18 protein-coding genes and 1 tRNA gene are annotated in these 23,551 nt (G+C 72.3%); 10 read left to right on the top strand and 9 right to left on the bottom strand.

All coding sequences use genetic code 11. The features are described from left to right. Positions 1-1,659 carry a fatty acyl-AMP ligase gene (locus tag HNR68_RS00170; RefSeq protein WP_179716433.1) on the top strand — a complete coding sequence of 553 codons (1,659 nt, stop codon included), beginning with the start codon at positions 1-3 and terminating at the stop codon, positions 1,657-1,659. A gap of 182 nt (positions 1,660-1,841) precedes the next feature. After that, positions 1,842-1,991: a hypothetical protein gene (locus HNR68_RS00165; RefSeq protein ID WP_179716431.1), complete on the top strand. Its 150-nt coding sequence runs from the start codon at positions 1,842-1,844 to the stop codon at positions 1,989-1,991. A 291-nt stretch (positions 1,992-2,282) separates the two neighbouring features. On the opposite strand, the gene pth is transcribed toward HNR68_RS00165, so the two are convergent. Together pth and HNR68_RS00155 are read right to left on the bottom strand one after the other, a co-directional pair. Further along, complete coding sequence (gene pth / locus HNR68_RS00160; protein WP_179716429.1) at positions 2,283-2,858, bottom strand: aminoacyl-tRNA hydrolase; 576 nt, start codon at positions 2,856-2,858, stop codon at positions 2,283-2,285. Positions 2,859-3,058: 200 nt separating this feature from the next. Continuing rightward, positions 3,059-3,667: a 50S ribosomal protein L25/general stress protein Ctc gene (locus tag HNR68_RS00155; protein WP_179716427.1), complete on the bottom strand. Its 609-nt coding sequence runs from the start codon at positions 3,665-3,667 to the stop codon at positions 3,059-3,061. Between the two features lie 464 nt (positions 3,668-4,131). Here HNR68_RS00155 and HNR68_RS00150 point away from each other — a divergent pair, with 464 nt between their 5' ends. Further along, the gene (locus tag HNR68_RS00150) at positions 4,132-5,424 is read left to right on the top strand and encodes an Nramp family divalent metal transporter (protein WP_179716425.1); all 1,293 of its coding nucleotides are present in this window, start codon (positions 4,132-4,134) and stop codon (positions 5,422-5,424) included. 102 nt (positions 5,425-5,526) lie between these two features. Further along, positions 5,527-6,135, top strand: coding sequence for a malonic semialdehyde reductase (locus HNR68_RS00145; RefSeq protein ID WP_179716423.1), 609 nt, complete (start codon positions 5,527-5,529; stop codon positions 6,133-6,135). Positions 6,136-6,390: 255 nt separating this feature from the next. Here the strand turns inward: HNR68_RS00145 and HNR68_RS00140 are convergent, their stop codons facing one another. The 4 genes from HNR68_RS00140 to HNR68_RS00125 all read right to left on the bottom strand — a co-directional run bounded on the left by HNR68_RS00140 (position 6,391) and on the right by HNR68_RS00125 (position 11,107). Further along, positions 6,391-7,362 carry a ribose-phosphate diphosphokinase gene (locus tag HNR68_RS00140; RefSeq protein ID WP_218888145.1) on the bottom strand — a complete coding sequence of 324 codons (972 nt, stop codon included), beginning with the start codon at positions 7,360-7,362 and terminating at the stop codon, positions 6,391-6,393. A gap of 11 nt (positions 7,363-7,373) precedes the next feature. Then, positions 7,374-8,918 carry a bifunctional UDP-N-acetylglucosamine diphosphorylase/glucosamine-1-phosphate N-acetyltransferase GlmU gene (glmU, locus tag HNR68_RS00135; protein ID WP_179716420.1) on the bottom strand — a complete coding sequence of 515 codons (1,545 nt, stop codon included), beginning with the start codon at positions 8,916-8,918 and terminating at the stop codon, positions 7,374-7,376. A gap of 304 nt (positions 8,919-9,222) precedes the next feature. Further along, the gene (locus tag HNR68_RS00130; protein WP_380573384.1) at positions 9,223-10,980 is read right to left on the bottom strand and encodes a GGDEF domain-containing protein; all 1,758 of its coding nucleotides are present in this window, start codon (positions 10,978-10,980) and stop codon (positions 9,223-9,225) included. 56 nt (positions 10,981-11,036) lie between these two features. Then, positions 11,037-11,107: transfer RNA gene (locus tag HNR68_RS00125), tRNA-Gln, on the bottom strand. A 406-nt stretch (positions 11,108-11,513) separates the two neighbouring features. Between HNR68_RS00125 and HNR68_RS00120 the strand changes: the two genes are divergently transcribed. Both HNR68_RS00120 and HNR68_RS00115 read left to right on the top strand, forming a co-directional pair. Further along, positions 11,514-12,476 carry an acyl-CoA desaturase gene (locus HNR68_RS00120; RefSeq protein ID WP_179716419.1) on the top strand — a complete coding sequence of 321 codons (963 nt, stop codon included), beginning with the start codon at positions 11,514-11,516 and terminating at the stop codon, positions 12,474-12,476. A 174-nt stretch (positions 12,477-12,650) separates the two neighbouring features. After that, the gene (locus tag HNR68_RS00115; protein ID WP_179716418.1) at positions 12,651-13,244 is read left to right on the top strand and encodes a TetR/AcrR family transcriptional regulator; all 594 of its coding nucleotides are present in this window, start codon (positions 12,651-12,653) and stop codon (positions 13,242-13,244) included. 95 nt (positions 13,245-13,339) lie between these two features. Here the strand turns inward: HNR68_RS00115 and HNR68_RS00110 are convergent, their stop codons facing one another. Further along, positions 13,340-14,518, bottom strand: a complete 1,179-nt coding sequence (locus tag HNR68_RS00110) for a PQQ-dependent sugar dehydrogenase (protein WP_179724446.1) — start codon at positions 14,516-14,518, stop codon at positions 13,340-13,342. Positions 14,519-14,700: 182 nt separating this feature from the next. Here HNR68_RS00110 and mfd point away from each other — a divergent pair, with 182 nt between their 5' ends. Continuing rightward, positions 14,701-18,294 (top strand): transcription-repair coupling factor, encoded by a 3,594-nt coding sequence (gene mfd, locus HNR68_RS00105; RefSeq protein ID WP_179716417.1) that lies wholly within the window; start codon positions 14,701-14,703, stop codon positions 18,292-18,294. Between the two features lie 118 nt (positions 18,295-18,412). Beyond that, the gene (locus HNR68_RS00100; protein ID WP_179716416.1) at positions 18,413-20,101 is read left to right on the top strand and encodes a BCCT family transporter; all 1,689 of its coding nucleotides are present in this window, start codon (positions 18,413-18,415) and stop codon (positions 20,099-20,101) included. Positions 20,102-20,155: 54 nt separating this feature from the next. Here HNR68_RS00100 and HNR68_RS00095 read toward each other — a convergent pair whose 3' ends face one another. After that, positions 20,156-20,350 (bottom strand): ferredoxin, encoded by a 195-nt coding sequence (locus HNR68_RS00095; protein WP_179716415.1) that lies wholly within the window; start codon positions 20,348-20,350, stop codon positions 20,156-20,158. A gap of 29 nt (positions 20,351-20,379) precedes the next feature. Continuing rightward, positions 20,380-21,591, bottom strand: coding sequence for a cytochrome P450 (locus tag HNR68_RS00090; RefSeq protein WP_179716414.1), 1,212 nt, complete (start codon positions 21,589-21,591; stop codon positions 20,380-20,382). A 139-nt stretch (positions 21,592-21,730) separates the two neighbouring features. Here HNR68_RS00090 and HNR68_RS00085 point away from each other — a divergent pair, with 139 nt between their 5' ends. Both HNR68_RS00085 and HNR68_RS00080 read left to right on the top strand, forming a co-directional pair. Next, on the top strand, positions 21,731-22,348 hold the full coding sequence (locus HNR68_RS00085; RefSeq protein WP_179716413.1) for a TetR family transcriptional regulator: 618 nt from the start codon (positions 21,731-21,733) through the stop codon (positions 22,346-22,348). A 239-nt stretch (positions 22,349-22,587) separates the two neighbouring features. Continuing rightward, positions 22,588-23,523 carry a SurA N-terminal domain-containing protein gene (locus HNR68_RS00080; protein ID WP_179716411.1) on the top strand — a complete coding sequence of 312 codons (936 nt, stop codon included), beginning with the start codon at positions 22,588-22,590 and terminating at the stop codon, positions 23,521-23,523. Positions 23,524-23,551: the final 28 nt, after the last annotated feature.

Here is a 23,551-nt window from a genome sequence, read left to right as displayed (position 1 = left end):
ATGAGTCGGTTCGTGGAGACACTGGTGGCGTCCGCCCGGGCCAACACCGGCGAGGGCGGACGCGGGCTCACCACCGGAGAGCCCGAGGAGCCCTGGTTCCGCACGTGGGGGCAGGTGCACGACGACGCGCGGCGGATCGCCGGCGCGTTGGGTGACGACCTCGAACCCGGTACCGCCGTCGCGATCCTCGCCGCCGACCCGGGACTGATCGCACCCGCCGTGCAGGCGGTGTGGCTCGGCGGCGGCAGCGTGACCATGCTGCACCAGCCGACGCCGCGCACGGACCTCGCGGTCTGGGCCGAGGACACCGTGCGCGTGCTCACGATGATCGGGGCGCGGCTGGTGCTGCTGGGGCCGCCCTTCGAGGACCTCTCCGCGATGCTGCAGGAGAACTCCATCGCGCACCGCCACCTGGCCGAGCTCGCCGGGTCCGGCGCCGCGCCGCTGGCCGGACCGGTCGACGTCCCGGAGGACGCCACCGCGCTGCTCCAGCTGACCAGCGGCTCCACCGCGGAGCCCAAGGCGGTGCGGATCACCCACGCCAACCTGCACGCGAACCTGCTGGCAATGGTGGAGGCCGCCGAGCTGGACGCCGAGCGCGACGTGGCGGTGTCCTGGCTGCCGCTGTTCCACGACATGGGCATGGTCGGCTGCCTGACCGTGCCGATGGCCATCGGCATGTCGGCGGTCAAGGTCACCCCGGCCGACTTCCTCGCCCGGCCCCTGCTGTGGCCCGAGCTCATCACCAAGCACCGCGGCACCGTGACGGCGGCGCCGAACTTCGCCTACGCGATCGTCGGGCGCCGGCTGGCGCGCGCGGACGACGGCGAGTTCGACCTCTCCAGCGTCCGGTTCACGCTCAACGGCGCCGAACCCATCGACCCCGCGGCGGTGCGGACCTTCACCGAGGCGGGCGCCCGGTTCGGGCTCGACTCGACGAGCATGGTGTGCGCCTACGGCATGGCCGAGGCGACGCTGGCGGTCTCGTTCGCGCCGCTCGGGCGCGGCGTGGAGGTCGACACCGTCGACGCCGACGCCCTGGAGCAGCAGCGGCGGGCCGAACCGGTGGCTCCGGACACCGCGCGGGCGCGGCAGTTCGCGCTGCTCGGCCGACCGCTGCCGGGCCTGGAGGTCGACGTGGTCGACGACGAGGGCCGCGAGCTCGGCGACCGGCAGGTCGGGCGGCTGCGCATCCGCGGCGCGGCGGTGACGCCGGGCTACCTCACCACCGAGGGGCCGCTGTCCACTCAGGACAGCGAGGGCTGGTTGGACACCGGGGACGACGGGTACCTGGTGGACGGTCAGGTGGTGATCTGCGGCCGCCGCAAGGACGTGATCATCATGGGCGGCCGCAACATCTACCCGGTGGACATCGAGCGGGCCGCCTGCGAGGTCGAGGGCGTGCGCGCGGGCAACGCCGCCGCGGTACGGCAGGAGGCCGGGAGCCGGCGCGAGCGGTTCGCCGTGGTGCTGGAGTCCCGCCTGGCCGGTGACGAGGAGGCGGAGAAGCGGCTGCGCAAGGAGGTCGCGGCCCGCGTCCTCGACGCGGTCGGCGCCCGGCCGTCGGCGGTCGTGGTGCTCTCGCCGGGGTCGCTGCCGAAGACCCCGTCCGGCAAGCTCCGCCGCGCCGCCGCGGCGTCCCTCGTCCCCGCGAGCTGATCCCCGGCGTCCCGATCGCGGAGGCGCCGCACCGCGCGGCGCCTCCGCGCGACAGCGTGGGCCGAGAGCTGGCGTTCCGGGTTCCTAGGGTTGAAGGTGTGCCGATCCCGGCGGCGTGCGCACCCGTCGGGACCGGACCGGGTCCCGGCGGGTGACGAGTCACCTCCGAGGAGGGATGCCGGATGGCACGACATGGTGAACGACCGCGACGACGGAGTGTCCGGAGCAGCCGCCGCCGGGCACGCGAGGAGCGCCTGAGCAGGCCTCGGACGCTGCTCACCGTCCTGGTCCGCATCGCGCTGTGGGTGCTGGTCGAGCTCTTCCACAGCTGATGCCGGACGGCCGGGCCGGGGGACGGACCTCCGCGCCCGGTCGACCCCGGCGACTCCTCGGCACCTCTGGCGCGACCTCCGCATGAGCGCACAGGTCGTCACCGACGACATGCCGTACCTGGTCGACTCGGCCACGGGACACGGCTGGCGAGCGCGCCGCGCCCCACGATCACAGCGGTGGTCAGGGCCGGGTCCTGCACCGGAGTCAGCTGTCCGCTGTCGCCGCCGCGGCCGGGAGCCGACCGTGGTCGACGAGCACTTCACCTTCCTCGACCCGACGCGTCCGGCGGGTCAGTGGAACTGGTTCTGGGCGGCTTCCAGGCCCTTGGTGACCAGCACCTCGACCGCGTCGGCGCAGACGTCGATGAAGTACGCCAGTTCCTTGCGCTCGACGGTGGAGAAGTCCTTGAGCACGTAGTCGGCCGGGTCCATCCGGCCGGGCGGGCGGCCGATGCCGAAGCGCACCCGCACGTAGTCGCGGGTGCCGAGGGACTTGGTGATCGAGCGGAGGCCGTTGTGGCCGTTCTCGCCGCCACCGCGCTTGAGGCGGATGGTGCCGAACGGCAGGTCCAGCTCGTCGTGGACGACCACGAGCGACTCGGGCGGCACCTTGTAGAACTTCACCGCGCCGGCCACCGGACCGCCGGAGAGGTTCATGAACGAGCGCGGCTTCGCCAGCACGACGCGCGCCCCGGCGAGCCGCCCCTCGACGACCTCGGAACCGGACTTGTGCGCCTTGAACTTCCCGCCGACCCGGTCGGCGAGCTCGTCGGCCACCAGGAAGCCGATGTTGTGCCGGTTGCCGGCGTAGCGCGGGCCGGGGTTGCCGAGCCCGACGACCAGCGAGACCGCGTCCGGGGAAGTCACGGTGGGAAGTCTCCTGCTCTACCTGGGGGTGCGCCGACTGCGCAGGTCGCACCCCATTCTGCTCGAACCGCGCGGCTCTCGTCCGCCGGAGGAGCCGGAGTTCGTCCGGCCGCGCGGCAGGGTTCGGCAGACAGGTCACCGGCGCTGCGCGCTGCCCCACCCGATCGCGGGGCAGCGCGCGACGCGCCCGACGGCGGGGCTCACTCCTCGGAGGCGGTCTCCTCGGAGCCCTCGCCCTCGACCTCGGTCTCCTCGGCCAGCGCCGCGGCGGCCTCGGTGACGTTGACGACCATCGTCTCAGCGTCGGTCTGCAGGGCCACGCCCGCCGGCAGCTTGATGTCGGAGGCGTGCAGCTGCGTGCCGACCTCGGCGCCCTCGATGGACAGCTCCAGCTGCTCCGGGATGTGCAGGGCCTCGGCCTCGACCTCGACCTCGGTGGTCTCCTGGCTGACCAGGGTGCCCGGGCCGGCCTCGCCGGTCAGCACGACCGGCACCGAGACGGTGACCTTCTCGCCGCGCTGGACGAGCAGCAGGTCGACGTGCTCGATGTAGTTCTTGATCGGGTGGGTGGTGATGGTCTTGGTCAGCGCGAGCTCGCTGTCACCACCGGCCACGTCGAGCGTGAGGACCGCGTTGTGCCCGTTCTCGCGGATGGCGCGGGCGAACTCGACGGACGGCAGGGACAGGTGCTTCGGGTCGGAGCCGTGGCCGTAGAGGACCGCGGGGATCTTGCCGGCACGGCGGGTGCGGCGGGCGGCACCCTTGCCGAACTCGGTGCGCTGTTCGACGGCGATACGTACCTCGGACACGGTGGTGCACTCCTCATGACGTCGGGCGAACGTGGATGGGTCGCTGGCCTGCGGCGGTGGGGCGCGCTACGGAGCGGATCGACGCGGTGCCGGGAGGGTTCGGCACCTCGGGGTGTGAGCGACATCAGTGCGCCGACCGGAGGGGTCGGCCGCCACCGTGCCACCGCGCCGATCACGCCGGGCGGAACGCCCGACCTCGCCGAGGCAACCCGAACAGTCTAAACGGGCACGGGGTGCCGACTCCGCACGGGGCACCCGGCGCGGCGGGGTGCCGGGAGCGTAGTTCACCCCGGTGGTCCCGGCGGTCCCGCGGCGCCGGCTCCGCGGTCGCACGGTCCGGGAACGGCCTGGTCGTCCGCGCTCTGCCAGCGGTCCGGCACGGTCGGTCACCGCCCCGCCCGGTGACGTCACGGTTCGGTCGCTGGAACGGTCGGGCGCAGGTGTTCCGGGTTAGCTTTCCCGGCATGTCTGCTGACGCGAACTCCTCGGGCGTCGCCGCGCCCGACCCGACCTGGAAGGCCAAGCTCAAGCAGGTCGGGCCCGGCATCATGGCCGCGGCCACCGGCGTCGGCGCCGGTGACCTGGTCGCCACCCTCGTCGCCGGGTCCCGCTACGGGTACGCGCTGTTCTGGGCGGTCGTGCTGGGCACGGTGTTCAAGCTGGCGCTGGGCGAAGCCGTGGGGCGGTGGCACCTGGCCTCCGGCCGCACCATGCTCGCCGGGTGGCGCACCCTGGGCCGCTGGGCCGTCGGCTACTTCGGGCTCTACGCGGTGGTGTGGGGCTTCGTCTACGGCGCCACCGCGATGTCCGCCTCGGCGCTGCCGCTGAACGCGCTGTTCCCGGTGCTGCCGGTCTCCGGGTGGGCGATCGTCTGCGGTCTGCTCGGGCTCGTGCTCGTCTGGTTCGGCCGCTACGCGCTGCTCGAGAAGGTCATGACGGTGCTGGTCGGCGTCATGTTCGTGACCGTGGTGGGCACGGCGGTGCTGGTCGGGCCGAACCTGCTGGAGCTGGGGGCCGGTCTGGTCCCGACGCTGCCGGGCGGTTCGGTCGCCTACGTGCTCGGCCTGATGGGCGGTGTCGGCGGCACGATCACCATGGCCGCCTACGGCTACTGGACCTTCGCCAAGGGGTGGCGGACCCCGCGCTGGCTGCCGTTCATGCGCACCGACAACGCCGTCGGCTACATCACCACCGGGATCTTCGTGGTCGCGATGCTCGTGGTCGGTGCCGAGATCCTGCTCGGGCACGACCTCACCAGCGGCGACAAGGGACTGCTGCAGCTGGGCGACACGCTGGCGCAGGACTACGGGCAGTGGGCCCGGATCCCGTTCCTGGTGGGCTTCTTCGCGGTCGCGTTCAGCTCGGTGATCGGCGTGTGGAACGGCGTCAGCCTGCTGTTCGCCGACTGGTGGCGCACCTGGCGGCTGCCCAAGGAGGCGCCGCCGGAGACCGCGGAGGACTACGACCACAAGGCGGGGATGCACAGCCCGGCCTACCGGTTGTACCTGCTGTGGTTGACCTTCCCGCCGATGCTGCTGCTGTTCCTGGGCAAGCCGTTCCAGCTGACCGTGGTCTACGGCGTGCTGGGCGCGCTGTTCATGCCGTTCTTGGCCGGGACGCTGCTGGTGCTGCTGAACTCGAAGACGATGATGCCCGACGCGCACCGGTCGCGGTGGCTGTCGAACGCGCTGCTGGTGCTGTGCCTGGCGCTGTTCATCGGGGTGGCGTTCAACGAGCTGGTCGGTGTCTTCGAGTGACCCGTACCACCATGCGGAACATTTGAAGCTTCAAGGATGTTGTCGGGGGTGGGCCGCTCGCGGGGGCGGCCCACCCGCGACAGACCTTGGGGAGAAGCGATCATGACCGTTGTCGACCACGCCCAGCTCGCGCTCGGTGCCGAGGCGCAGGACCTGCTGTTCCGCGAGGCCCGCACGGCGAACACGTTCACCGACGAGCCGGTGTCCGACGAGCAGGTGCAGGCCATCTACGACCTGGTCAAGTGGGGCCCGACGTCGATGAACCAGCAGCCGCTGCGGATCGTGCTGGTGCGCTCCGAGGAGGGCAAGCAGCGCCTGCTGCCGCACCTGGCGGAGGGCAACCGGGCCAAGACCGAGCAGGCCCCGCTGGTGGCGATCTTGGCCGCCGACCTGGACTTCCACGAGAAGCTGCCGAAGGTGTTCCCGCACAAGCCAGAAGCCAAGGAGATCTTCGCCGACGACGACTTCCGCGCGGAGAACGCCAAGCTCAACGCCAGCCTGCAGGTCGCCTACTTCATCCTCGGCGTGCGGGCGGCCGGCCTGGCGGCGGGCCCGATGACCGGCTTCGACGCGGCGGGCATCAACGAGGAGTTCTTCCCGGACGGCACGCAGCAGGTCCTGGTGGTGGTCAACATCGGCAAGCCGGGCGAGAACGCCTGGTTCCCCCGCCTCCCCCGCCTCGACTACGACGAGGTCGTCACCGCCGTCTGACGCCCGGGCCGGGGGCGCGCCCCCGGTGGCGGGACACCCGCCCGGCGGACGTGCGGCGGTGTGTCGGGGTCCGACGCGCGGCGAGGGGTGACGTCGTCGCGATCCCCCTGGGATCGGACGTCCGGTCCCATCGGGATCGCGTGCCCCCCGGGACGATCGGGCGGGGAGGGGAGTACGGAGCGGAGCCTGGAACGGCGACGGCCCCGGGTCCACTGAGGTGGGCCCGGGGCCGTTCGGCCTGTGGCGTGGTGCCGGTCAGGCGCGGCCGTCGAAGAGGCTGGTGACCGAGCCGTCCTCGAAGACCTGGTGGATCGCCTCGGCGACGAGCGGGGCGATCGACAGCACGGTGAGGTTCGGGAACCGACGCTCCTCCGGGATCGGCAGCGTGTTGGTCAGCACGACCTCCTTCGCGCCGCACGAGGACAGCCGCTCCACCGCCGGGCCGGACAGCACCGCGTGCGTCGCCGCGATGATCACGTCCTTGGCGCCCGCGGCCAGCAGCTGCTCGGTGGCCTTGGTGATCGTGCCGCCGGTGTCGATCATGTCGTCGACCAGCACGCACAGCCGGCCCTCGACGTCACCCACGACGCGGTTGGCGACCACCTGGTTCGGCTTGCTGGGGTCGCGGGTCTTGTGGATGAACGCCAGCGGGGTGCCGCCCAGGTCGTCGGCCCACTTCTCCGCCACCCGGACGCGGCCGGAGTCAGGGGAGACCACGGTGATCTGCTCGCCCTCGTAGGTCTCGCGGATGTAGCTGGCCAGCAGCTTCTGGGCCATCAGGTGGTCGACCGGGCCGTCGAAGAAGCCCTGGATCTGGTCGGTGTGCAGGTCCACCGCCATGATCCGGTCGGCGCCGGCGGTCTTGAACAGGTCGGCCATCAGCCGCGCCGAGATCGGCTCGCGGCCCTTGTGCTTCTTGTCCTGCCGGGCGTAGCCGTAGAACGGCATGACCACGGTGATGCGCTTGGCGCTGGCGCGCTTGAGCGCGTCCACCATGATCAGCTGCTCCATGATGGCGTCGTTGAGCGGGTTGCAGTGCGACTGGATGACGAACGCGTCGCAACCGCGGACGGATTCGTCGTAGCGCACGAAGATCTCGCCGTTGGCGAACTTGTAGGCAGCCTGGGGCGTGACCGTTACGTCGAGCTGCTTGGCCACCTCCTCGGCAAGTTCCGGGTGACTGCTACCGGAGAAGAGCTTGAGGCTCTTCTTCGGGGTCGCAGACATGGCACTCACGGTCATCGTCCCTCCCCGTTCGACGTCCGTCGTTGGGCGTCTTCCGTCGGATTGGTGGTCGGTTCCTCCGCCAAGGCCTTCTGTGCGGCCTCGTCCGCCGGGGTGCCGGGACGCCGCCTGGCCACCCAGCCCTCGACGTTGCGTTGCCTGCCGCGAGCGACCGCCATCGCCCCCGGCGGGACATCTTGGGTGATCGTCGAACCGGCGGCCGTGTAGGCGCCGTCGCCGATCCGGACCGGGGCGACGAACGTGTTGTCCGCACCGGTGCGGGCGTGCGACCCGACCACGGTGTGGTGCTTGTTCACCCCGTCGTAGTTGACGAAGATGGTGGCCGCGCCGATGTTGGTGTGCTCACCGATCGTCGCGTCGCCCACGTAGGTCAGGTGCGGGACCTTCGTGCCTGCACCGATCTCGGCGTTCTTGGTCTCCACGAAGGTGCCGATCTTGCCCTTCGCGGCGAGCCGGGTGCCGGGCCGCAGGTACGCGAACGGACCGACGGTCGCGCCCGGCCCGACCTCGGCGCCCTCGCCGTGGGTGCGCACCACGGTGGCGCCGGGGTGCACGGTGCAGCCGGTGAGCGTGGTGTCCGGCCCGATGGTCGCGCCCTCGCCGACGGTGGTCCCGCCGCGCAGCTGCACGCCCGGCTCGACCAGCACGTCGCGCGCCAGCACCACGTCGCAGTCCAGCCAGACCGAACCGGGGTCCGTGATCGTGACGCCCGCGCGCATCCAGCCCTCGAGCAGGCGCCGGTTGAGCTCGGCGCCGAGCCGGGCCAGCTGGGTCCGGTCGTTGACGCCCTCGACCAGCCACGGGTCGGCGCACACCAGCGCGCCCACCGGTCGCCCGTCGGTGCGCGCGATGGACAGCACGTCGGTCAGGTAGAGCTCGCCCTGGGCGTTGTCGGTGGACAGCCGGGTGAGCGCGTCCCGGAGCACCTCCGCGTCGAAGGCGTAGACACCGGAGTTGATCTCGGTGATCTCGGCCTGCTCCGGGGTGGCGTCCTTCTGCTCGACGATCCCGGTGACGCGGCCGTGGGCGTCGCGCAGCACCCGGCCGTACCCGGTGGGGTCGTCGACGACGGCGGTGAGCACCGTGACCGCGTTGCCGGAGCCGGTGTGCTCGGCGAGCAGCGCGCCCAGGGTGTCGCTGTCCAGCAGCGGCACGTCGCCGTAGCTGACCAGCACCGTGCCGGTGGTCCCGGGCGGGAGCGCGTCGAGGCCGCAGGCCACCGCGTGCCCGGTGCCGAGCTGCTCCTCCTGGACCGCGGTGGTGATCGGGCGGTCGAGCGCCCGGGCCAGGCCGTCGAGGTGCTCGGCGACGGCCTCGCGGCCGTGCCCCAGCACGACGACCAGTGACTCCGGGTCGACGCCGGCCGCGGCGCGCACCGCGTGCTCGACCAGCGGTCTCCCGGCGAGCCGGTGCAGCACCTTCGGGGTGGCCGACCGCATCCGGGTGCCCTCGCCGGCGGCGAGCACGACGGTGCTGACCGGTTCCGGATGTGCGTCGGCGCGGTGGGAGGAGGGCTGGGCGGTGTCGCCCTGGAGCATCAGCGCTCTCCCTTGATCTCTGTGCGGCTCGAGGTGGCCGGCAGTGCCTGTTGCGTCCGAGCGGGTGAAGGGTAACCGGACCGGTGCGCTCGCCGGTCCAGCGCCCCTGCAGGACTTCCGGCGCGAGTGATGGTACCGCCGAACGGACCTGCGCCGAGGTCAGACATATGCCGCGAGCTGCACGAACGTGATCTTCGACGTCCCTGGTGAGCGGCGTGCGGGTGGCCCGTCCCACCCCCTTCGGGCGACGCGCGGTGGGCACTTCCGGGGAGCGGAGTTCTCCGTCACGTGCCACGCGATCGGGTCAGAGCGCGTCCGGCGGGATCCACACGGAGTGATCTTCCGAGGGGCGGTCCGGCGGCGGGATCGCGCCGCCGGCGAGCGCCGCCACGCGGTTGCCGCCGCCGCGCTTGGCCTGGTACATCGCCGCGTCCGCGCGGGCCAGCACCTGCGCCGCCGACTCCTGCGGGCGCATCGCGACGACGCCGATGGACAGCGTGACCCCGTGGATGAGGTCATCGGGCAGCCGGTCCACCGCTTCCACGGTGCGCTGCAGCGCGGCCTCGGCCGCGCCGAGCGTGGCCCCGGGCAGCAGCACGACGAACTCGTCACCGCCGTAGCGCGCGACGAAGTCGTCGGTGCGCAGCGTGTCGCGCAGGGTCGCCGCGACGGTGCGCAGCACGTCATCGCCCTCGGCGTGCGAGCACTGGTCGTTGACGCCCTTGAAGCCGTCGAGGTCGACCAGCGCCACCGCCAGCGGGTCGGCGTCCGGGTCGTTGAGCAGCGCCTCCAGCCGGTCGTCCAGCGCGCGCCGGTTGGACAGGCCGGTGAGCGGGTCCTGCAGCGCCTGCCGGGTGATGGCGTCGTGCTTGTGGCTCAGCCGCGAGTTCTCCAGCCGGGTGACCAGGGTGGACAGCCGCGCCTGGCGCATGGTCCACAGCTCGTTCTCCAGCTCCACCGCGTACTCGCGCAGGGCCTCGTGCACGTCGGCGCTGTCCAGGTCGGTCAGCAGCGCGTACTCGCGGGCCAGCGAGATGCGCAGCGTCGGCTCCGAGGTGTCGGTGTCCAGGTCGGCCCGGGTCTCGGCCAGCACGCGCACCGCGCGCTCGCCCTGGCCGGCCTGGGTGAGGCAGCGGGACAGCGCGATCGCGACGACGATCTTCTCCCGCGGGTGGATGGCGCGGTCCAGCGTGCGCAGCACCTCCAGCCGCTCGATGTGCTCGGCGTGCGGCTGCGCGAGCGCGTGCGCGGCGCCGAGCACCGGCATCTGCTCGGCGGCCGGACGGTCGGACACGCGGGGGAACAGCGACTCGCGCCAGGGTCCCTCGACGGCCACCGCGATGGCCGAGGCGGTGGCGAACCGGGCGGCGGCCTCCTCGTCCTGGCCGATGCGCTCCAGCCGCAGCCCCCAGCCGAGCAGCATCCGGCACCGGTTGATCATGTGCACCGCGATCTCGTGCGGCCCGCCGCTCTCCCGGATCCGCTGGTGGGCGCGGGCCATCACCTCGTCGGCCATCTCGTAGACGCCGAGCTGGGTGAGCACCAGGCCGGTGTCGATGAGCGCGGTGGCCAGCAGCCGCTCCCAGGACCGGCGGCCGAGCGTGCGGTCGGGCACCAGCTCCTCGTCGAGCATGGCCAGCCCGTGCGCGATCTCGGTGAGCGCGGTGTCCTCGCTGCCGTTCTGCAGCGCGCGGCGGCCGCGGAGGGCGCGCGCGTCGGCCTGCAGCACGTCCAGGCCGTGCCGGCGGGAGTGGGTGAGCAGTTCGTCCAGCAGCGGGTCGGCGGTCTCGACCATGCCGGGCGTGGCCAGCCGCATCGAGGCGCAGTGCCGCAGGAGCTGGGCGACGATGCGGGGTTCACCGCGGCGCTGGGCCTCGGCGAGCAGGTTGTCGGCCTCGCGGATGGTGCTGCGCTGCCCGGCGGGGTCGCTGTGCTGGCCGACGGCGTTGAGTTCGCGCGCACGCCCGACCAACCACGCGTCGGACACCTCGCTCAGCGTGGTCGCCGGTTCCTCCCGCACGGCGGTCGAGTCGTCGCGCAGCGGCGCACACCCCCTGTTCACCCTGCCTCCCGGGTGGTGCCCATCGCGCGCGGCGACGGGCCCGGGAGGACCGCTCGCTCCGCCGCCAGGATTCGAACCTGGACCATCGGAACCAAAATCCGAGGTGCTGCCTTTACACCACGGCGGATCGGGCGTCGTCGCCTCCCGGTGCCGGCTGCCCGGCACCGCTGCCCGAGCTTACCGGCCCAGGACGGCAGGCGGTGGTGCCCGGGCGACATCGTGACACGGCGGTCGCAGCGGGAACGCGGTGGGCTTGCGGAGTTCGGGGTTCCGGTGCGTCCTGACACGTACGTGGGACGTACCCGGACGGCGTGCGGTTGCGCAGTTGATCGATCCGATCGGGTGATGCTCGGTGGGTGGGACACGCCCGGACGGGTGCGACACACCGTGAATTTGCCGCTGGGGGGTGACGATTCTGCATCGGACAACTTACGCTTGCGTAGGTTACGGTCCCGTAGGTGGAGGTGTCGCGGGGCCTGCTTCCCAGCGAAGACGCTGTTCCTCACCTCCCCAAGACATCTGAGGTATTGAGCATGACCGCAGTCTCCGAGCGCACTGCTCCTCCGCAGGCCGGCTCCGGACCCAAACCGTTGACATCGGGGTCGCAGTCGGCCGGACGCGCGTCCCTCGTGTACGCGTTCCTGCTGATCCCGATGGCCGCGCTGATCGCCTCCGTCCCCGTGCTGTGGGGCTGGGGCATCGGGTGGCTCGACATCACCCTGGCCGTGGTGTTCTGGGTGATCAGCGGTCTGGGCGTCACCGTCGGCTTCCACCGCTACTTCACCCACGGGTCGTTCAAGGCCAACCGCGGGGTGCGGATCGCCCTGGCCATCGCCGGGATGATGGCGGTGCAGGGGCCGGTGATCACCTGGGTCGCCGACCACCGCAGGCACCACGCCTTCTCCGACCGGGAGGGCGACCCGCACTCGCCGTGGCTCTTCGGCACCTCGGCCTTCGCGCTGGTCAAGGGCTTCTGGCACTCGCACATGGGCTGGATGCTCAAGCGCGAGATGACCAACGAGGACCGGTTCGCGCCGGACCTCCGCAAGGACCGCACGCTGGTGGTGCTGAACAAGCTGTTCCCGCTGTGGACGGCGCTGAGCTTCCTGCTGCCCGCGCTGCTGGGCGGGTTGATCACCTGGTCCTGGTGGGGCGCGGCGACGGCCTTCTTCTGGGCCGGTCTGGTGCGCGTGTCGTTCCTGCACCACATCACGTGGTCGGTGAACTCGATCTGCCACATGATCGGTGAGCGCCCGTTCAAGAGCCGGGACAAGGCGGCGAACTTCTGGCCGCTGGCGATCCTGTCCTTCGGGGAGTCCTGGCACAACTCCCACCACGCCGACCCGACCTGCGCCCGGCACGGCGTGCTGCGTGGTCAACTGGACATCTCGGCGCGGGTGATCTGGTTCCTCGAGAAGGTCGGCTGGGCCTGGAAGGTCCGCTGGCCCAACGAGAAGCGCCTCGCCCGCATCGCGGTGACCGAGTACAAGGGCTGATCGGCGGGCGTCCACGGGGGCCTGCGCGGCGGTGGTCGCGCGGGCCCTTCTTCGTGGGGCGGCACACGGCGACCAGCGTCGAGACCTAGGGTGGTGCGAGTGGCTCCACGACGACGCGGGCGGAACGCGCCCGAACCGGTAGCGCAGACCTCGGGCCGCACGGCACGGGTGCGGATGACCGGGAAGGAACGCCGCCAGCAGCTGCTCGACGTGGCGCGCGCGCTGTTCGCGGAGAAGGGCTTCGACGGCACCTCCATCGAGGAGATCGCGCACCGCGCCGGCGTGTCCAAGCCCGTCGTCTACGAGCACTTCGGCGGCAAGGAGGGCGTGTACGCGGTCGTGGTGGACCGCGAGATGCGCTCGCTGCTGGACCTGGTCGTCTCCGCGCTGTCGGCGGGGCACCCCCGCGACCTGCTGGAGCAGGCGGCCCGGGCGCTGCTGGACTACATCGACGGCAACACCGACGGCTTCCGCGTGCTGGTCCGGGACTCCCCGGTGGCCAGCAACAGCGGCACCTTCTCCAGCCTGCTCAACGACATCGCCAGCCAGGTGGAGCACATCCTCGCGCTGCAGTTCAGCGCCCGCGGCTACGAGGCGAAGCTGGCCCCGCTCTACAGCCAGGCCCTGGTGGGCATGGTGGCGCTGACCGGCCAGTGGTGGCTGGAGGCCCGCAAGCCGAAGAAGGAGGAGGTGGCCGCCCACCTGGTCAACCTCGCCTGGAACGGCTTGTCCAACCTGGAGCACAAGCCCCGCCTGAGCACCAAGTGACCCCACCACCGGCCTCCGCCCGCGCGGGTGGTCGCGATCCCAGTGGGAGTCGGACGGCTGATCCCCGGTGAACCGGACCAGGAGTGGTGCTCGGGTCAGGACGGGCTGATGCGCACGACCTCGTCGTCGCCGTTGGAGGTCGAGACGTAGAGGGCGCCGTCGGGGCCGGTGCGGGCCGCCCGGAGGCGGCCGAAGGTGCCGTCCAGCTCCGGCGGCACCAGCACCTCCCGGACCGTGCCGTCCGGCTGCACCGCGAGCAGCAGGAGCTTGCTGCCCTTGAGCGCGGTGACCGCGAGCGCCCCGTCGAGGCGGCCCCACTGCGGGCCGCTCAGGAACGCCGCCCCGCAGATCGCCTCGGTGTCGTCGCCCGAGGACCAGACGGCCGGGACCGCGTCCGGGAAGCGCCGCAGGTCGGTCATCGGGACCGACTCGTCGTAGGACCCCACCACCGTCCCGCCCCGCGACGGGTCCCAGCCGTGGTTCGCGCCGGGGCGCAGCAGGTTGACCTCGTCGTCGACGTCGGGGCCGTGCTCCGCGCTGAACACCTGCCCGTCCGGCCGCACCGCGAGCCCCTGCACGTTGCGGTGGCCCAGCGTGTGCACCAGCCGTTCGCGCGGGTCGGGCGCGGCGGCGAACGGGTTGTCCGGCAGCGGCGCCCCGGTGTGGAGGTCGAGCCGCAGCACCTTGCCGCCCAGCGAGGTGCGGTCCTGGGCGACGGTGGGGCGCGCGGTGTCGCCGGTGCCCACCAGCAGCGCGCCGTCCGCGGCGAGCGCGAGGCGGCAGCCCGAGTGCCGCCCGCTGGGGTTGACCGGCAGCCCGGTGAGCAGGTCCCCGACCCGGTCCGCGCGGGCTCCGTCCTCAGACAGCCGCCAGGTGACCAGCCGGACGTCCACCGCGTTCCCGCCCACCTGGTGGGTCTGGCAGGTGGTGAACTGCCGGTCGGCGGCGAAGTCGGGGTGCACCAGCAGGCCCATCAGCCCGCCCTCACCGGTGGCCAGCACGTCGCCGAAGTCCGCCTGCACCGGGTGCACCAGCGCGCCGGCGCGGTGGTCGGCCAGCAGCGCGAGCCGGCCGGGCCGCTGGGTGACCAGCGCGGTCCCGTCCGGCAGGAAGCCGATGTCCCACGGGTGTTCGAGGCCGCCGGCGACCACCTCGACGCGCAGCTGCGCGCCGGTCTCCGGCGGTGCGGTGGTGGCCGGGGCGGGGCGGCTCACGCTGTCGGCGCCGCAGCTCACGAGGCCGAGGACCAGCAGCGGTGGGAGGAGTCGGCGCAGCAGCACGGGACCAGTGTGACACCGGGCACCGCGCGCGGGTGCCGGGTCGGCGTGTGCCTCGGGTCATCGTGTCCGGTGTCGGGCCCGGGTCGTAGTCTGGATGCCGTCGCCCCTCCCGGCGTGGCGCCGTTCCCGGGCAGGGGTGTGTCCGCATTTCGCGATCTCTGCTGCGAGGTAGCTCCATGAGCCAGGCCGGTCCCCTGCGCGGATTGCTCTCCGTCGTGCTGCGCGACCCTGCTTTCCAGCAGCTCGTCGAGGCAGCAGACCGCCCGCGCCTGGTCCTGGAGGGACCGGTCGCGGCACGCTCGCTGGCCGCTGCGGCGCTGGCGGCCGAGGACGGCGCCGGCCGTCCGGTGCTGCTGGTCACCGCCACCGGCCGGGAAGCCGAGGAAGCCGCCGCCGCGGTCTCCGACCTGCTCGGTCCGGGCGGTGTCGAGGTCTTCCCGTCCTGGGAGACGCTGCCGCACGAACGGCTGTCCCCGCGCGCGGACACGGTCGGCCGGCGGCTGTCGGTGCTGCGCCGCCTCGCGCACCCCGAGGAGCACGCCGACGGGCCGGTCCGGGTCCTGGTGACCACGGTGCGGAGCCTGATCCAGCCGATCGCCCCGGGTCTGGGGGAGCTGCGCCCGGTGCGGCTGTCGGTCGGCGCCGAGCACGACTTCGAGGAGCTCGTCGAACAGCTCGCCGCGCTCGCCTACGACCGGGTCGACATGGTGGAGAAGCGCGGCGAGTTCGCGGTGCGCGGCGGCATCGTCGACGTCTTCCCGCCGACCGAGGAGCACCCGCTGCGGGTGGAGTTCTGGGGTGACGAGGTCACCGAGATCCGCCCGTTCTCGGTCGCCGACCAGCGCTCGCTGCCGGGCGCGCAGGACACCGAGCTGTTCGCCCCGGCCTGCCGGGAGCTGCTGATCGACGAGCAGGTCGCGGAGCGCGCGGCGAAGCTCGCCGAGCAGCACCAGACCGACTCCCACCTCGCGGAGATGCTCGGCACGATCGCCGGCGGCGCCCCGGTCGAGGGCATGGAAGCGCTCATCCCGGCGCTGTGCGAAGGCGAGATGCAGCTGCTCACGGACCTGCTGCCCGCGGGCACGCACGTGGTGCTGGCCGACCCGGAGAAGATCCACGCCCGCGCCGCCGACCTGGTGCGCACCGGCCAGGAGTTCCTGGAGGCCTCCTGGATGGTCGCCGCGGACGGCGGCCAGGCGCCGATCGACCTCGGCGCGTCGGCCTACCGCAGCCTGGCCGAGGTCGCCGAGCACACCGTGTCCCTCGGTCTCCCGTGGTGGCCGCTGACCCAGCTGACCAGCGAGGAGGCCGAGGACGACGAGACCGTCCGGCTGTCGCTGAAGCAGGTGGAGGCCTACCGCGGCGAGATCGAGCGCGCCTTCGCGGACCTGCGCGCGCACACCGCCTCGGGCGGCGCGGCGCTGCTGGTGGTGGCCGGTGCGGGCACCGCGCAGCGCGCGGCGCAGCAGCTGCGTGAGGCGGAGCTGCCCGCCCGCCTGGCCGAGGGAGGCCTGGACGCCGAACCCGGCACCGGGGTCGTCACCGTGGTGCGCGGCGGTCTGGAGGACGGCTTCGCCGCGCCCGACGTCGGGCTGGTGGTGCTCACCGAGGCGGACCTCACCGGTGGTCGCGGCGGGACGTCCACCCGGGACATGCGGCGGATGCCGTCGCGGCGGCGCAACGCGGTCGACCCGCTGGCGCTCAAGCCCGGCGACTTCGTGGTGCACGAGCAGCACGGCATCGGCAAGTACGTGGAGATGGTGCAGCGCACCGTCGGCGGCGCCACCCGCGAGTACCTGGTCCTGGAGTACGCGGCGAGCAAGCGCGGCCAGCCCGGCGACCGGCTGTTCGTGCCCACCGACCAGCTGGACGAGGTCAGCCGCTACGTCGGCGGCGAGACCCCGACGCTGAACAAGCTCGGCGGCTCGGACTGGAAGAACACCAAGGCCAAGGCCCGCAAGGCGGTCAAGGAGATCGCCGCGGAGCTGGTGCAGCTCTACGCGGCGCGGCAGTCCTCGCCCGGCCACGCCTTCGGCCCGGACACGCCGTGGCAGCGGGAGCTGGAGGACGCCTTCCCCTACACCGAGACCGGGGACCAGCTGGCCGCGATCGACGAGGTCAAGGCCGACATGGAGCGCCCGGTGCCGATGGACCGGGTGATCTGCGGCGACGTCGGCTACGGCAAGACCGAGATCGCGGTGCGCGCGGCGTTCAAGGCGGTGCAGGACGGCAAGCAGGTGGCCGTGCTGGTGCCGACCACGCTGCTGGCGCAGCAGCACCTCAACACCTTCACCGACCGGATGCGCTCGTTCCCGGTGAGCATCAAGGGCCTGTCCCGGTTCACCGACCCGCTGGAGGCCGACCAGACGATCAAGGGCCTGGCCGACGGCGAGGTCGACATCGTCATCGGCACGCACCGGCTGCTGCAGACCGGCGTGCGCTACAAGGACCTGGGCCTGGTCATCGTCGACGAGGAGCAGCGCTTCGGCGTCGAGCACAAGGAGCACATCAAGGCCCTGCGCACGCACGTGGACGTGCTGACCATGTCCGCGACGCCCATCCCGCGGACGCTGGAGATGAGCATGGCGGGCATCCGCGAGATGTCGACCATCCTCACCCCGCCGGAGGAGCGGCACCCGGTGCTCACCTACGTCGGCGCCTACGACGAGAAGCAGGTCGCCGCGGCCATCCGCCGCGAGCTGCTGCGCGACGGCCAGGTGTTCTTCGTCCACAACCGGGTGAACGACATCGAGAAGGTGGCGCGGCACCTGCGCGAGCTGGTGCCGGAGGCGCGGATCGTCACCGCGCACGGGCAGATGAACGAGGACCGGCTGGAGAAGATCATCCAGGGGTTCTGGGAGCGCGAGCACGACGTGCTGGTGTGCACCACGATCGTCGAGACCGGCCTGGACATCTCCAACGCCAACACGCTCATCGTGGACCGCTCCGACCTGCTCGGCCTCGCCCAGCTGCACCAGCTGCGCGGCCGCGTCGGGCGCGCGCGGGAGCGCGGGTACGCGTACTTCCTGTACCCGCCGGACAAGCCGCTGACCGACACCGCGCACGACCGGCTGGCGACCATCGCGCAGAACTCCGAGCTGGGCGCGGGCATGGCGGTGGCGATGAAGGACCTGGAGATTCGCGGCGCGGGCAACATCCTCGGCGCCGAGCAGTCCGGGCACATCGCCGGCGTGGGCTTCGACCTGTACGTGCGGCTGGTCGGCGAGGCCGTGGAGGCCTTCCGCAAGCACGCCGGTGCCGAGCCCGGCGAGACCGAGGAGGAGCTCACCGAGGTCCGGGTGGACCTGCCGGTCGACGCGCACATCCCGCACGACTACGTGCCGGGGGAGCGGCTGCGGCTGGAGGCCTACCGCAAGGTCGCCGCGGCCGCCGACGAGGACGCGCTGGCGGCGGTGCGCTCCGAGCTGGAGGACCGCTACGGGCCGCTGCCGGAACCGGTGGAGCGGCTGCTGGCGGTGGCGCGGTTCCGGCAGCGCTGCCGCGAGCACGGCGTCCGCGAGGTGACGCTGCAGGGCACGTCGTTGCGGCTGGCGCCGCTGGAGCTGGCCGACTCCAAGCAGGTGCGGCTCAAGCGCCTGTACCCGAAGGCCCACTACAAGCCCGCGGTGCGCACGGTGTCGGTGCCGCGCCCGACGGAAGGCGCGGCCGGCGGCCGCATGGGCGCCCCGCCGCTGCGCGACGACGCCCTGCTGGAGTGGTGCACCACGTTCCTGGACGACCTCACGAAGGTCCCCGCCCCCGCCGCCTGACCTGCGACGGGGTGCGGGGCGGCCTCTCCCGGTGGTGCTGGGCGCCTTGAGTTGCCGTGGCTCGCGGGTGGCGTGACCGTTGATCCGGCCCTTCATCGGCCAGGAGGAGGCGCGGATCATGTCCAGGAAGGCCGTTGAACCGGACGAATCCGGCGCACGCATCTCGCAGTCCCCGCGCGCCCGCGCCGGACACCGCATCGATTGGCTGGTCTTCGGCGTCACCGCGGTCATCACGGTGGTCTTCGTCGGCTGGGGCGCGGTGTCCACCGAGTCGCTGGCAGTGGTGTCCAACTCGCTGCTGTCCTGGCTGGTCACCAACATCGGCTGGGGCTTCGTGCTCGCCTCCACCGGGTTCGTGGTGTTCGCGCTGTGGCTGGCGTTCAGCCGCTACGGCGCGATCCCGCTCGGTGAGGACGGCGAGCAGCCGGAGTTCCGCACCGTGTCGTGGATCGCCATGATGTTCAGCGCCGGCATGGGCATCGGCCTGATGTTCTTCGGCGTCGCCGAGCCGCTGGCGCACTTCGTGAAGCCACCGCCCGGCACGGTGCAGCCGCTCAGCGACGAGGCGGTGGAGACGGCGATGGCGACGTCGCTGTTCCACTGGACGCTGCACCCGTGGGCGATCTACGCGGTGGTCGGGCTGGCCATCGCCTACGGCAGCTTCCGCCGCGGCCGCAAGCAGCTGATCAGCGCGGTGTTCACACCGCTGATCGGCAAGCGGGGCGCGGAGGGCCCGATCGGCAAGCTGATCGACGTCCTCGCGCTGTTCGCGACGCTGTTCGGCTCGGCGGCCTCGCTCGGCTTGGGCACGCTGCAGATCCGCAGCGGCATGCAGGCCGCGGGCTGGATCGGCTCGGTCGGCAACACCGTGCTGGTGCTCATCATCGTGGTGCTGACGGTGTGCTTCATCGCTTCCGCGGTGTCGGGCGTGGCCAAGGGCATCCAGTGGCTGTCCAACATCAACATGGTGCTGGCGGCGCTGCTGGCGGTCTTCGTGTTCGTCGTCGGCCCGACGGTGTTCATCCTGGACCTGCTGCCCACCTCGCTCGGCGTCTACCTCCGCGACTTCGGGTCGATGGCGTCCCGCTCCGGTGCCACCGGCGGTGCCGCGATGAACGACTGGCTGTCCAGCTGGACGATCTTCTACTGGGCGTGGTGGATCTCCTGGACGCCGTTCGTCGGCATGTTCATCGCCCGGATCAGCCGCGGCCGCACCATCCGCCAGTTCGTCGGCGGCGTGATCATGGTGCCCAGCGTGGTCAGCCTGGTCTGGTTCGCCATCTTCGGCGGCAGTTCGATCAACGTGCAGCAGCGCGGGGTGGACGTCTTCCGCAGCGACGGCGAGGAGGCGCAGACCTTCGCGGTGCTGGACACGCTGCCGCTGTCGGTCATCACCACGGTGCTGGTGATGGTCCTGGTGGCGATCTTCTTCGTCTCCGGCGCGGACGCCGCCTCGGTGGTGATGGGCACGCTGTCCCAGCGCGGCTCGATGGAACCGGCGCGGTGGATCGTGGTGTTCTGGGGTGCCGCGACCGGTGCGGTGGCCGCGATCATGCTGGTCATCGGTGGTGAGGACGCGCTCAGCGGCATCCAGAACCTGACGTTCCTGGCGTCCGCGCCGTTCGCGGTGGTGATGGTGCTGCTGTGCGTCGCGCTGATGAAGGACCTGCGCGAGGACCCGATGATGCAGCGCGAGCTCAAGGGCGCGGAGGTGCTGGAGCAGGCGGTCATCGCCGGGACCGAGCGCCACGGCGAGTTCCAGCTGGAGGTCGGCCCCGTCGCCGACGAGCCGGACGACACCCGCTGACCCGGGAGGGGCACCTCCCACCGGCGGTGGGAGGTGCCCGTCACCCCCGGTCCGTCACTCCTCGACGGTGATGGCGGCGGCCGGGCAGATCGCGGCCGCCTGGCGCACGTCCTCGGCCAGCTCCTCCGGCGGGGTCGGGTCGAGCAGCACGACGATGCCGTCCTCGTCGCGCTGGTCGAACACGGCCTCCGAGGTCAGCACGCACTGGCCGGAGCCGACGCACTTGTCCTGGTCCACGGTCACCTTCATGGGGTCCTCCTCGGTCTCGGGTCCGGATCTCACCACGTCACCGGCAGCTCGGCGACACCGCCGGTGATGGTGGGGCGCACCGGCAGCTCGTCCATGTCCTTGGCCAGGCGCAGGCCCGGCGTGCGCTGGGCCAGGGTCTTGAACACGACGCGCAGCTCGGTGCGGGCGAGGCTGGCGCCGATGCAGAAGTGCGCGCCGTGCCCGAAGCCGAGGTGGCTGCGCTCGGCGCGGTCGGGGTCGAAGGACTCGGCGTCGGCGTAGGCGCCCTCGTCGCGGTTGGCGGAGTTGATCGACAGGATCACGGCGTCCCCGGTGCGGATGGTCACCCCGGCGACGTCGAGGTCGGTGTGCGCGTAGCGCAGCAGGCCGAGGTCGCCGGGGGCGCCCAGCCGCATGATCTCCTCGACGGTGGCGTCCACCCGCCCGTCCGGGTCGGCGGTCAGCTTCTCCCACTGCTCCCGGTGCTTCATCAGGAACAGCACGCCCAGGCCGATGCGGTTGACGGTGGTCTCGTGCCCGGCGAAGAGCAGCCCGACGCACAGCCGGATCATCTCGTCGTAGTCGTAGGTCTCGTCCTCGCTCTGGGCGCGCACCAGGTCGGAGATGACGTCCTCGCCCGGCTCGCGGCGCTTGGCCTCGGCGAGGCCCACCATGTAGCGGCTGAACTCCGCGCGCGCCTCGTGCGCCTCGTTGCCCTCACCCGGGCTGGCCATCCGCTCGGACAGCGCGTGGAAGTGCTCCCGGTCGCTCTCCGGCACGCCCAGCAGGCGGCAGATGACCGCGACCGGCAGCGGGAACGCGAGCCCGGTGTGCAGGTCGACGACGCCGCCCGGCGCGGTGGCGCGCTCGGCGTCGAGCTGGTCGAGGTAGCCGTCGACCAGCTCCTGCACGTGACCGGACAGCATCCGCATCCGCTTGGCGGAGAACGCCGGGGTGAGCAGCCGGCGCATCCGCTTGTGGTCGGCCTCCTCGGTCTCGTAGTTGCCGGTGGGCCCGTCCTGCACGGCCGCCGTGGTGATGCGCGAGGCGCGCTCGGGCTCCGGGTGGGACCGCCCGAGCCGCTTGTCGCCGAGCAGCTGCTTGACCTCGTCGTAGCGCGTGACCAGCCACGCGGGGTCTCCGGCGGGAGTGGTGACCGGGGCGATCGGCGCCTCACGGCGCAGCACCTCGTAGAGGGGAGCGAGGTCGAGCACGTTCGGCCTCGTGAGGGGCAACTGCAGACGTTCGGCGGCAACGCTCATGGCATCTCCTGGGATCCCGCGTGATTATTTTTTGGCAGGTACTGTCAATAATCCTCCGGTCGGGTAAGGTGTGTCAACGCCGAACCGCCCGTGGGAGGTGCCGATGGTCCCGCCGCCGGCCCGCCGTGGGCGCCCTCCGGTGAGCGAGGAGCGCCGCCAGCAGCAGCGCCTCGAGATCTCCCGCCACGCCGTCCGGTTGTTCCGCGAGCAGGGCGTGGCGGCGACCTCGGGCGAGCAGATCGCGAAGGTCGCGGGCGTGTCCGAGCGGACGCTGTGGCGCCACTTCCACACCAAGGAGAGCTGCGTCGAGCCGCTGCTGACCAAGACGATCGACGCCTTCCAGGACGTGCTGCGCAGCTGGCCGCCCGAGCTGGAGCTGGCCGAGCACCTGCGGCAGGCCTACACGCTGGTGCCCGAGTCCTCGCAGACCGACGTCGAAGCGGTCCTGCAGATCATCCGGATGACCCACGACGAGCCCACGCTGCGCGCGCTCTACCTGGTGCTGCGGGAGCGCGCGGAGCCGACCTTCGTCGACGTCCTCGCCGAGCGCCTGGGCGCGCCGAGGGAAGCTCTGGAGGTCCGGATGCTGGCGGCCGCGGTGAGCGCGGCCCTGCGCGAGGCGACCGACGAGCTGGTGGTCCTCACGGCGGACGGGGTGGACCCGGACGTCCTGGCCGAGCACCGCGAGCGGCTGGCCGACGCCCTCCGCTCCATCACCAGCGCCCCGATCGGCCCGCGCCGGCAGGGCTCCCGGTAGCCGTCCCGGAGACCCGTTCTCCGCGGGGCGGTGAACGACACCTCGCCCGGCACCGCCGAGTCGACCACCGGCGTCGACCCCGAGGTCGTGGTCGTCGGCGAGAAGGTCGTCGTCACCATGGCCGCGGGTCCCCTCGGCCGCTGACCCGGCACGCGGTCCGGCCGCTCTGGAGCGTGAACCGACCAGCGGAATCGCCGGATCGGCTTCACCTGGAGATCATCTCGTGAGAAGGTTCGGGTGTGAGCTTCCGCACGCGCCACGGGCGCTTCTTCGCTTCGATCGTCGCGGCCGGACTGCTGCTCGCCGGATGCGGTTCCGGGCCCAGCCACGCCGGTGCCGCCGCGATCGTCGGTGACACCCGGATCCCGGTCACCGAGGTGCAGAGCTGGTTCACCGAGCTGCTCGACCGGCAGCCCGACATCAGGACGAGGCTGGAGCAGCAGGGCGCGCTCGACGACCTCGGGCGCCAGCTCGCCGGGCAGCTGGTGCGGGAGGAGCTGGTCGAGCGCGTCGCGCGCGAGGAGCGGCTCCGGGTGACCGACCAGCAGGTCGCGGAGCGGATCCGGCAGCTCGGCGGACCGGAGGCGGCCACCGAGGGCATGATCTACGGTCCGCACGAGGCCGGGGAGATGGTCCGCACCCAGCTGCTGACCGCGGAACTGGGCCGCAAGTACATCGACCGGCTCACGGTGACCTTCGACCTCACGTCGGCCAGCAACCGGCGGGAGGCCGAGGAGAAGGCCCGGCGCATGGCGCAAGGGCCGGAGCAGGCCGCGCAGCTGGTCGCCGAGGACAAGGCGGCCGGGCTGCTGTCCGGCACCGACCAGAGGCTCCGCCCGGCGGAGAGCCTGCAGCTGGCGGCCGCCACGCCGCTGTTCGGCGCCGCGCCCGGCACCGTGCTCGCCTTCGAGCAGACGCCGAACAGCGGGCAGTGGCTGGTGGCGCGGATCAAGGACCGCGCGGTCGACCCCGCCGCCCCGCCGCAGCTGGCCGGCAGCGCGGCCGAGGAGGCGCTCCAGCAGTTCGGCACGCACCTGCTCGGCATCACCGCCGACCGCGTCGGGGTGGAGCTCAGCCCGCGCTACGGGGTGTGGGACCCGGTGAGCATGGCGGCGGTGCCGAGCGAGGGCGAGACCACCGGTTTCCGCTTCCTGCCGCACGCCCAGCAGTCGTGACGCCCGCGGCCCGGTGACCGGTCCGCGG

It is taken from the genome of Saccharopolyspora hordei, assembly GCF_013410345.1.
Taxonomy (GTDB): Bacteria; Actinomycetota; Actinomycetes; order Mycobacteriales; family Pseudonocardiaceae; genus Saccharopolyspora; species Saccharopolyspora hordei.
Note: the sequence above shows the minus strand (reverse complement) of the source record. Positions and strands in the feature narration are given on the sequence as shown.